This window comes from Aeromonas finlandensis (assembly GCF_000764645.1).
GTDB lineage: Bacteria > Pseudomonadota > Gammaproteobacteria > Enterobacterales > Aeromonadaceae > Aeromonas > Aeromonas finlandensis.
Genome location: NZ_JRGK01000133.1, coordinates 1 through 9,766 on the forward strand (window position 1 = coordinate 1; position 9,766 = coordinate 9,766).

Annotated in this window: 4 protein-coding genes; 2 read left to right on the forward strand and 2 right to left on the reverse strand. The window is 54.3% G+C overall.

Annotated elements, in window-relative coordinates; all coding sequences use genetic code 11:
• Both LD28_RS0111275 and LD28_RS0111280 read right to left on the reverse strand, forming a co-directional pair.
• Positions 1–2,031: GAF domain-containing protein (locus LD28_RS0111275; RefSeq protein WP_033137066.1), on the reverse strand; the 2,031-nt coding region annotated here is incomplete at its 3' end.
• Positions 2,032–2,247: 216 nt separating this feature from the next.
• Positions 2,248–3,855 (reverse strand): response regulator, encoded by a 1,608-nt coding sequence (locus tag LD28_RS0111280; protein WP_033137067.1) that lies wholly within the window; start codon positions 3,853–3,855, stop codon positions 2,248–2,250.
• 379 nt (positions 3,856–4,234) lie between these two features.
• Here LD28_RS0111280 and LD28_RS0111285 point away from each other — a divergent pair, with 379 nt between their 5' ends.
• Positions 4,235–5,350, forward strand: coding sequence for a response regulator (locus LD28_RS0111285; RefSeq protein WP_033137068.1), 1,116 nt, complete (start codon positions 4,235–4,237; stop codon positions 5,348–5,350).
• Entirely contained in the window at positions 5,347–9,354 is a 4,008-nt protein-coding gene (locus tag LD28_RS0111290) for an ATP-binding protein (protein WP_081959525.1), read from the forward strand. The genes LD28_RS0111285 and LD28_RS0111290 overlap by 4 nt, the downstream gene beginning before the upstream one ends.
• Positions 9,355–9,766: the final 412 nt, after the last annotated feature.

The following is a 9,766-nucleotide window of genomic DNA, read 5'->3' on the forward strand; positions in this document are numbered from 1 at the left end:
CTCGTGAATACGATCACACAAGGTTTCGAGCTTGGTTGCCTTGTCGACCACAAATTCCGGGGTGGTGACTTTGCCACAATCGTGCAGCCAGGCCGCGATATGGATTGCTTCCCACTGTTTCTCATCAAGTGAGAAGTGCTGGAATGGTCCCTCTTGTACCTGGCAAGCCGCCTCTGCCAGCATCTTGGTCAGCTCGGGTACTCGTTGGCAGTGACCACCGGTGTAGGGGCTTTTCGCATCAATGGCCCCAGCGATGAGCTGGATAAAGGCTTCCAGCAGGTTGCGTTGCTCTTCCAGCAGCCGTTGGGTGGTCAGGGCAACGGCTGCGGAAGAGGAGATCGCTTTCACGAACGCCATGCGCTGCGGGGTTAGCGCTTTATTGCGCTCATCGATAAGCAGCACCATGGCGCCGAGCAACTGGCCATCGCGGTTTTTCAGGGCTATCGGCCAGAAGGTCAGCGGGGTGGCGGTCTCATCGATGTAAGGGAACAGGATGGGCAATTCGCTGGCAACTAACGCAACCGGCTCTAATTCAACCCCTTGCAAGGTCTGGAACAGCGGATGCTTTGGCTGATTGAGGGGGCCAATGCTATGAGTGGGCAACTGTTCCAGCACCTCGCCATTCCAGCACAACCCGGCCAGCTCCAGTCTCTTGTTGCTGCTATCGGAGAGATAGATCATGCACCCTGTCGCCCCGGTGAGTTGCTGCATTTCGGTGAGCAACCGCACCAGCAAGCGCGGGAAGCTGGTCTCGCAGGAGAGGGATGTAGAAAGCTGCAAAAAGCGCTGGATCGTCGACTTCATGTTGCCCATGGCATGGGAGAGATCGATGATCTCGGCAATGTATGTGTTGACCCTGATCGGTTCATTGAAGTCAAAGTGGGCAATTTTTCTGGCCTCTTGCGTCAGTGCATCAATGGGTCTGGCAGCGGTTCTGGCCAGCACGATGGCTGCGAAGATGGCAAGGATCAGGAAGATCCCCGACAAGAGGAAGGTCTCATTGCGGACGGCAATTGCGCTAGCAAGTAGTTCATCAACTGGTGCAGTGATCCAGAGTGACAGTTTTGTTCCATTCGCTTTCGGAAGATCAACGCGCATTCCTTGCCAATCTTGTTCCCCTGATTGAAATGTCAGTCGCTCTCTCTTCTGTACTTTGCTGGCCTCCATCAGGTGCTGGATCATGGGAAGCTGTGCTTCGGTGATGTTGGCCATGCGATAGGTGCCATTCTTACCTTGAATGATCATCCCCCCTTTATGGCTTGTGACCAGCTCCCCCTGTTCATTAACGATGGCCAGCCGGGTATTGGGGGTGAGCATGGTGGACTTCAGCAGGCGTTCAATAGAACGCAGGCTCAAGTCCACCCCCACAACACCGGCCCCGTTATGCATCGGCTTGGCAAAGCTCATATTAACTTCTTGCGTATCCATAGAGATATAGGCGGGGGTCTGCACCAGATGGCCAGCTTGTTTGGCCTGTATGAACCAGGGCCGTTCTCTGGCATCAAAGGCTCGACCTGGCCTTTGTGTGTGTTCGATAACGGACAGATCGTCGGCCAAGGCAAAGACATCTGTAAGGGTACGTCCTTCCACATGCCGGATGCTCTTCAAAATCCAGTGAGTATGTGCAGGAGGGGTAAGGTGCTGTACCTCGGTGTCTGTAGGCCAGCGCAGGAGCCAGAACATATCGCCATTGTTATAGCTAGCATAGACGCCATTGGCGGAGGGCTGTCCTTCCAACAGGGTTGCCATATAGGGAAGGCTAACCATACGCTGTTCCAACGTATCGGATTCGGTCAGACGCTGTTGTGCCAGCATATTGGTGCTGAGGGCGGCGGGGAGAAACAGTCCTTCCAGCTCCTGAGTTGTCAGTTGACAGATCAGGCTGAATCGATCTTCCGCCTCTTTCATCAGCATGATTTTGGTTTGTCGGTATTGGTGGCTGAGGGTGATCAGGGCGAATACCAGCAGCAAGCCCAGAAACAGGTGGGCAATGTGGACATACAAGGGGATAACGCGGCGAAAGAGGTTCATGTTATCTCCTTAATACCGGGGGCCGGGGAGTGAGCTGCCACGTTGGAAGCAAGAGGGGATAGCGGATGGCATCACGGTGTTGGTGCGCAGTGCAGAGTGCATTGGATATCCCCTTTGCTTTAACCAATTGACACGATTTAATCGAGCATCTGTTTTTATCAATCTATGGATTGTATCCACGGCTTACTGTGGGTGGATAGTCACATTGGCATAACCTCATATTGTGTATGGGGTAAAATCATCTTTATGAGGGAAGATAATTGAAATACTGAGCTGGTGATTTTCCTCATCAAGAGAGAGCGCCATGGTAGCACCATGAGTTGCCAGCATGACTTTACCGTGGTAGCCATTGTAACTGGTGTTCCCTTCACGGTTGGATAATGAAAATTTGTCGAGCAGCGTTGATACACGGATAGCATCCAGCAATGTTGTACTATCAATTTTCACAGTGATGTTGTCTGGGTTTTTTAGACAAATAATGTCCACTCGTGATGCGGGTGTAGCGTGTTCACATGTGAGCCTAAGCAATATTTGAAAGGCGGAGTAACAGATGAACTCATCTCCAGAGATAAATAACTCATCATATAAATAGTTTTTTGGCTTGGTCAGTTTGATATCGGTATTTTTCCCGGAATATATATTCTTGAACTGTACTGCGAGTCGATTGAAAATATCAAACAACTGAACTTTCCCGGCCTTCATAACAAAGGTGCCGGTTTCAATTTTGTAAATTTCAGAGGCAAGCCGGGTTAGCTCAAGTGCGTCGATCACCGATTTTTTGGCGATCGATATCTGGGTTTTCTGAGTCATGTTGAGTGCGGGTTCCGTCGCCAGCTCTTCAAGCTGAAGCACCGCATTGAGCAACGGCTCCTTGATTTCGTAGCGAATGTTGAACTCGAGGCTCTCTTTCAGAGCATTGAGTTCCAGCATCTGATCAAACTCTCTTTGCAGGTTTCGTCTGGCGTGAACCAGGCGCATCAGGTTGGCAATGCGAAAGCGCAGCATCTCGATATCTATCGGCTTGGTGATAAAGTCAACGGCCCCCAGTTTCATTGCCCGTTTACGTGAATAGCTATCATCCAGCGCAGTCATAAAGACGATCGGGATATGTTCGGACTGGGGGTGCTCACGCAAAATCCTGGCAACATCGAATCCGTTCAGATTGGGCATCATGATATCCAGTAACACCAAATCAGGCGGTGTATCGGATTGGCAAATCCGGATCGCCTTATCACCTTCTTTTACCAACTTAAGGTGAAACTCTTTACGAAACACCGAGGTAATGAGCATCAGATTATCAGGAACATCGTCGACCACCAGAATAGTCGGACTATCCTGGTTGCTGGCAATCAGGTCAGCATCTGAGAAGCGTTGCAAGCGGCCAACATCGAGTTGTCCTGTGCGCTGTGGTGAGCTTTTTATTGCAAGAACCCGAGCAATTCTGGCTTTGAGTGTATCGGTGGTGAACGGCGTCAAGATAATATCGGATACCCTGGCGTGGATAAATTTCTCGATAAGCTGGCGATCAGTCCCCGAAGTCAGTGTCAGAACCGGGCACTGTTTATGATTGGATGAACGGATACGTTGCAACTGTGTGAGGAGCGCTTCAGGCCACGGGTCAATATTGCAAATGAACATGGCAATATGCTCATCTGCCGGTATTGCTGCTAGCTGTTCGATATTTTCTAACGCGTGAATATGGGTAATCCCGATAGCGCGCAGCTGATTACAGAGTGTCTCGCGATATAAAATATCCTTTTCCAGCACAATGGTTGGGCCAGAAATTATTTTTGCTATGTCAGCATGACGATTATTCAAGATCATTTGTCGCTGTATCCTGCCAGCCCATTTTTCAGCATGATAATCTAGAGAGTATGGTTGCGGTCAACCGATACCTGAGCCTGTGCTGGCGGTTTTATCTGCATCGGTAAACCACTTTTTTCTGGCCGATGGCAAGGCTGATGGTGTGTGAACGACCCGGCATAAAAAAGAGTACGGGTTCACACAAGTCTTTGTTCTGGCGCAAGAGAATGGCAAGCCTGAGCGTTCACGCTTTCTGCACATGACCTACCGCCACCTTTTTGATTGCGTTTTGCTCATCTTGTCATGGCTGCCGCTTGGGCGATCCGTTATCGTGAAGAGAGTATTGGCCTGATATCCAGAAGGTCATCACCTTTCATAACACCAGGGAGAATAACGAGATATGGAACATCTTGCCCTTGACTCTTCCCGCCCTGTGGTACTGGTTGTGGATGACGACCCAGGTACACTGAATTTGATGAATGCGCTGCTCACCGGGCGTTACCGGATCAAGCTGGCGACCAGTGGTCGCAAGGCGCTGGAGATAGTTCACGCTGATCCGCCGCCCGATCTTGCCTTGCTCGATATCATGATGCCGGATCTGGATGGTTATGAGGTGTGCCGTCAGCTTAAAGCCGATGCCCAGACCTGTGAAATCCCGGTCATTTTCCTGACGGCCCGCGCCGAAGTAGACGATGAGCGACAGGGATTTGCCCTAGGAGCGGCCGATTACATCACCAAGCCTATCAGTCCTCCTATTTTGTTGGCGCGAATAGAAACCCATCTGATGCTAAAGCGGGCAGCCGATCAGTTGCGGCAATCCCGTGAGCGGTTGGATGCACAAAAACAGCACAGTCGATCGGCGAGCCAGATTATTGATCAGGGGGCAGCCTTGTTGCTGGCCTCTGTGACTGAGCGCCGCGGTCTTGACGCTTCCCATCATGCATTACGCACGCAAGCCTATCTGCGTGCGCTGGTCGCTCAGATGATCACTCATCCGCGCTATCGGGAGGCGCTGGCCGGGCTGGATCTTGAGTTGTTCTGTCAGGCTGCCCTCCTGCGTGATCTGGGGATGCTGGGCATACCGGAGTCTATCCAGTGCAAGCCAGCGGCGCTGACCCCCTCAGAGCAGGAGTGGATTGCTCGTCACCCTGAGTTGGGAGAGGCTGCAATTGCCCGGTTGGAACAGATAGTTGGAGAGCCTCACGCCGGTTTTGCCCTTGCCCGAGTGCTTGCCCGTCATCACCACGAAAAGTGGGATGGCAGCGGCTATCCGGATCGATTGGCGGGAGAGGCGATCCCGCTGGTGGCAAGGCTGATGGCGATTGTCGATGTGTATGGCGCATTGACCAGTGAGCGTCCATATCGTCAGGCATATACCCGAGAGCAGGCGCTGGGGATGATGGTGGCCGCACGGGGCAACCAGTTTGAACCGGCGCTACTTGACGGGTTTGTCGTGCTGGCACCGGCACTGCAACAGATTGCCGAGCAGTTCGGCGAGGCCGGTAGCCAACCATGAGACCAGCTCTTTGGCATGTGGCGCTCGTGCTGCTGGTCTCCCTGATGGTGGCCGCGCTTGTTGATGGGCTGTATCTGCAACTGGAGCGGCAAGGTTATCAGGCATCGCTGGATATGCGCATTCAGCGGGAAACGGATGATTTGCTGCAACTGACGCTGACTAGCAAAGGGATGGGGGCGGTACAACTGGCAGGACGGCTCAATCGCGAGATACAGCGCTCATCGCTGCTGACACGGGGAAATCTGCTCCCTAGCGAGGAGCTTCAGGTGTTGGCACAAGGGGTGGGAGCCAACCACGCTTTTGTGGCCAATGCGGCAGGTATCATAGTGCGTGACTGGGATTCGCTCGGTCGGCATGTGGTCGGGCAGGATATTTCGTTTCGCTCCTACTTCAAACAGGCGATGCGGGGACGGGAGACCATTGATGCGGGCGTCAGCATCAATACGGGCAAGCGCATGTTGTATGTCGCTGCGCCAGTATCACGGGATCGTGCCAAGGATAGTGAGGTCACGGGGGTTGTGGTCGCCCGCTTCGATATGACGCTGCTCGATACGTTTCTGGCCGGATGGGACGATACCATCGGCTTGCTGGTTGCCCCTGACGGGGTGGTGATGGCCAGCAACAAGAGCGAGTGGCAGATGGGGGTTGTGGGTTCACTCTCTGCGGCCAGGCAACAGCAGCTTTTTGCATCACACCGATATGGTCATTACTTTTCCCCCGACAGTCACCCGGTGGTGCTTCCTGCCATTGATGGCACTCGAGTCAGCATCGGATCAGAGCGATATCTGGTGAGTCGAATGCCTATCGAATGGCATGATGAACACGGTACGTGGACGCTGCTGCTGCTGGGTAATGAAGATAATGCCGTGACCGGATGGCGACGCGTCATGCTCTTTGTCACGGCCATGCTGCTCTGCCTGATCTCGGCCCTGTTGTGGTATGGGCGGGTATTGCGTCAGCAGAGTATTCGCGAGCGTGATGAACAATTTGCCTTTCAACAGGCGTTGATCGATACCTTGCCTCACCCCTTGTTTTATACCGACAGGCATGCCCGGTTGCTGGGGATAAATCGTGCGTTTACCGAGGTATTTGGGGTCTCCCTGCCTGTTGCAGGCAAGGGCGTTGAAGAGTTGTCGCAGCTTGCGGATCTGCTGGCTGTTGATTCCATATCCACCCCACAGAAAGTGGCGGGCAGTCAAGCCAGAGAGCAGCATGAAGTGCAGCTGAGCACGCAGGATGGTCAGCCACGGGATATGCTCTATTTTCTTTCCGGTATCGCTATTGCCAACAGTGAACGGGGCGGGGCGGTTGGCAGTCTGGTGGATATCACCCCGATCCGTGCTGCCGAGCAGGCGATGCGGGAAGCCCATGACCGTATTGCAGCCGATCGCCAGCGTTTGCATGAGAGCGAACAACGGATCCACTCCATGGTGCGCAACGTACCGGGCATGGTTTATCGTTGTGTGCCACATCATCCCTGGACCATGTTGTTTGTTAGCGAAGAGGCGGAAAAGTTGACTGGCTATCCTGCCACCGAGTTTGTCGGGGCCGCCAGCAGCAGGGATTTCAGTGATTTGATCCATCCCGACGACCTCGAACTGAGCAACCGCAATACCACGGAAGCCATTGCCGAACATCGGCAATATATCAACGAGTACCGTATTTTTGATCGCTGGGGCCAGATGCGCTGGGTCTACTCCATCGGGCTGGCGACTTACGATGGACAGGGTGAGGCCGAGTATCTGGACGGGATCATTTTCGATTTCAGTGATCGCAAGGCAGCAGAGGTCGCCATCCTCGAGGCCAAGCAGCTTGCCGAGGATGCGACCCGTACCAAGAGCGAGTTTTTGGCCAATATGAGCCATGAGATCCGCACCCCTATGAATGCCATCATCGGCATGGCCCATCTGGCGTTGCAGACGTCGCTTTCCCCCCAGCAGCACAACTATGTGAGCAAGATAGACAGAGCGGCGAATAACCTGCTCGGGATCCTCAACGACATTCTCGATTTCTCCAAGATGGAGGCGGGCAAGCTGCAACTGGAGCAGGTGGCGTTCGGCCTTAACGAAGTATGCGAATGGCTGGCGGATCTGACGGCGTTTCGGGCGCGGGAAAAGGGGCTGGCGCTGTTGTTCGATCTGGCCGGTGATCTGCCTGAGCGTTTGCGCGGTGATCCCCTGCGGCTTGGCCAGATCCTGCTCAATCTGACCAGCAATGCCATCAAGTTTACCGAGCGGGGAGAGGTGATTGTCCGGTTGGCGCGCGGTGAAGAGCATGGTGACGGGATCTGGTTGCAGGGCAGTGTACAGGATAGCGGGATCGGTATGACTGCCGAGCAGTGCCAGCGTCTCTTTCACTCCTTTGAGCAGGCCGACAGTTCGACCACCCGCAAATATGGCGGCACCGGCCTCGGGCTTGCCATTACGCACAATCTGGTTCAACAGATGCAAGGGGAGATCCGGGTGGAGAGCGAGCCCGGGCAGGGCAGTGTGTTTTCCTTCCGGATCCAGCTTGCTCTGGCCGAGCCGGTGGTCACGCTGGGCGAGGGGACGCTGAGGTCCCATCGCACTCTGTTGCTGGAACCTCACACGGCCTCAAGAGAGGTGATCTCCCATCAGTTGGCAGCCCTCTCCTGGCCAATCGCCTATGCTGACACCCATTCGGCCGTGGGTGATGTGCTGCGTCAGGGCATGGCTGATGGCCAGCCTTACGATCTGCTGATCCTGGGGTGGCAATCGGGCAATGAGTGGTTACCAGATCTCCTGAACGAAGTGGCGGGATTGGCAATGCCTCCCACCATGCTGGTGATCACGCAGGGAGATCCCGAGCTGTTTGTGGCCTATGCCCGCGAGCAGGGGCTCCCCCCAACGGGGCTGCTGGCTCACCCGTTTACCCCGCAGTCACTGCAACAGGCGATCCGTGGAGATAGCGAGCCTGGTACTCATGCCGATCTGACCCTGCTGCGTCAGGCAGCGTTGCCCGGCCATTCCCTGGTCGGTGCGCGATTGCTGCTGGTGGATGACAACGATATGAATCGGGAGGTTGCTCAGGCCCTGCTTGGCAAGGAGCAGATCACGCTGGTGTGTGCCTGCCATGGGGAGGAGGCGCTCGCGATTTTGGCTCAGGACAAGGCGTTTGACGGCATTTTAATGGATTGCCAGATGCCGGTGATGGATGGTTACACCGCCACTCGCCTGATCCGCGAGAACCCCGCACTGGCCGGGATCCCCATCATTGCCATGACCGCCAGCTCCATGGCAGGAGACAAGGAGAAGGCGCTTGCGGCAGGCATGGACGATCACATCGTCAAGCCACTGAATATGCAGTTGATGTTGGCCACCCTGTCGCACTGGATCAAACCCGCGGGTCAGATGGCCACGATGACCCGCCCGCAGTTAGCGGAAGAGGTTTCTCCCTTGGCGGCCGTGCCTGGTCTGGATACTCGCAAGGGGATGGCAGTCATGGGTGGTGACAGTTCGTTGTATCACAACATGTTGCAGCGTTTCTGGCAGGGTCAGCAGGGTTTTGCGACGCAATTCCAAGCCGCTTGGGAAGGACATGACAAGATCACTGCCCGTCGTCTTGCTCACACCCTCAAGGGGAGTGCCGGGACCATAGGCGCATCCGGGGTGGAGGCGCGGGCCGCAGAGCTCGAGTCTGCGTGCGAGCAGGACAACGCGCGGCGCGTCAATGAGACGTTACCCCGTTTGATGTCTGTTCTGATGCCCTTGCTGGCCGGGTTGCACGCGCTGGTAGAGGAACAACAGCCTGCGGCGATCACGACTTACGGGATTGATGCTGACGCGCTGGCGGCGCAATTGCAGCTGTTAGATAGCCTGCTCGCCCAGAGCGATGCACAGGCGCTGGAGTTGTGCCAGCAGATCCACGCTGCGCTGTCAGCGTCCTCTTCATCGCTGCGAGAGCCGTTTTTAGCGGTCAACAGAGCTGTTAATGAGTTCGATTTCGATCATGCCTTGCAACTGCTTCAGCCATTACTTCGCTGATCATCCATCCATTTTTGGATGCGGTCAGTCATTTTTGCAGAAAAATGGTGTAGCCCACCACCAAACAAGAATTATTATCATAAATATGGTTTTTGTTTGATATTTCCGCTTTGGTTAATTAGTCAGGGTGACGTGAAGGTAAATATCGCAACGTGGTGTCGGTAACATCTGTAACAGAGTGCGCAAATAATCGGCTGTTAAATATTGGTGTGATGTTGCAGCGGGACAATTGGCCAAACTTAATTCTCGATAGAAATTTGAATGACGATGCAAGGCCTTGCGTAAACATATCTTGGGATGAGCTATTTTATGGTGTCCAATATGTATTGGGTAACATGTGCCTGTCATGCATCTGCTGAGGTTGCCGAACTGTAAGTGAAGGCAATTGGCAAGAGGGTATACCGCTGGGGGC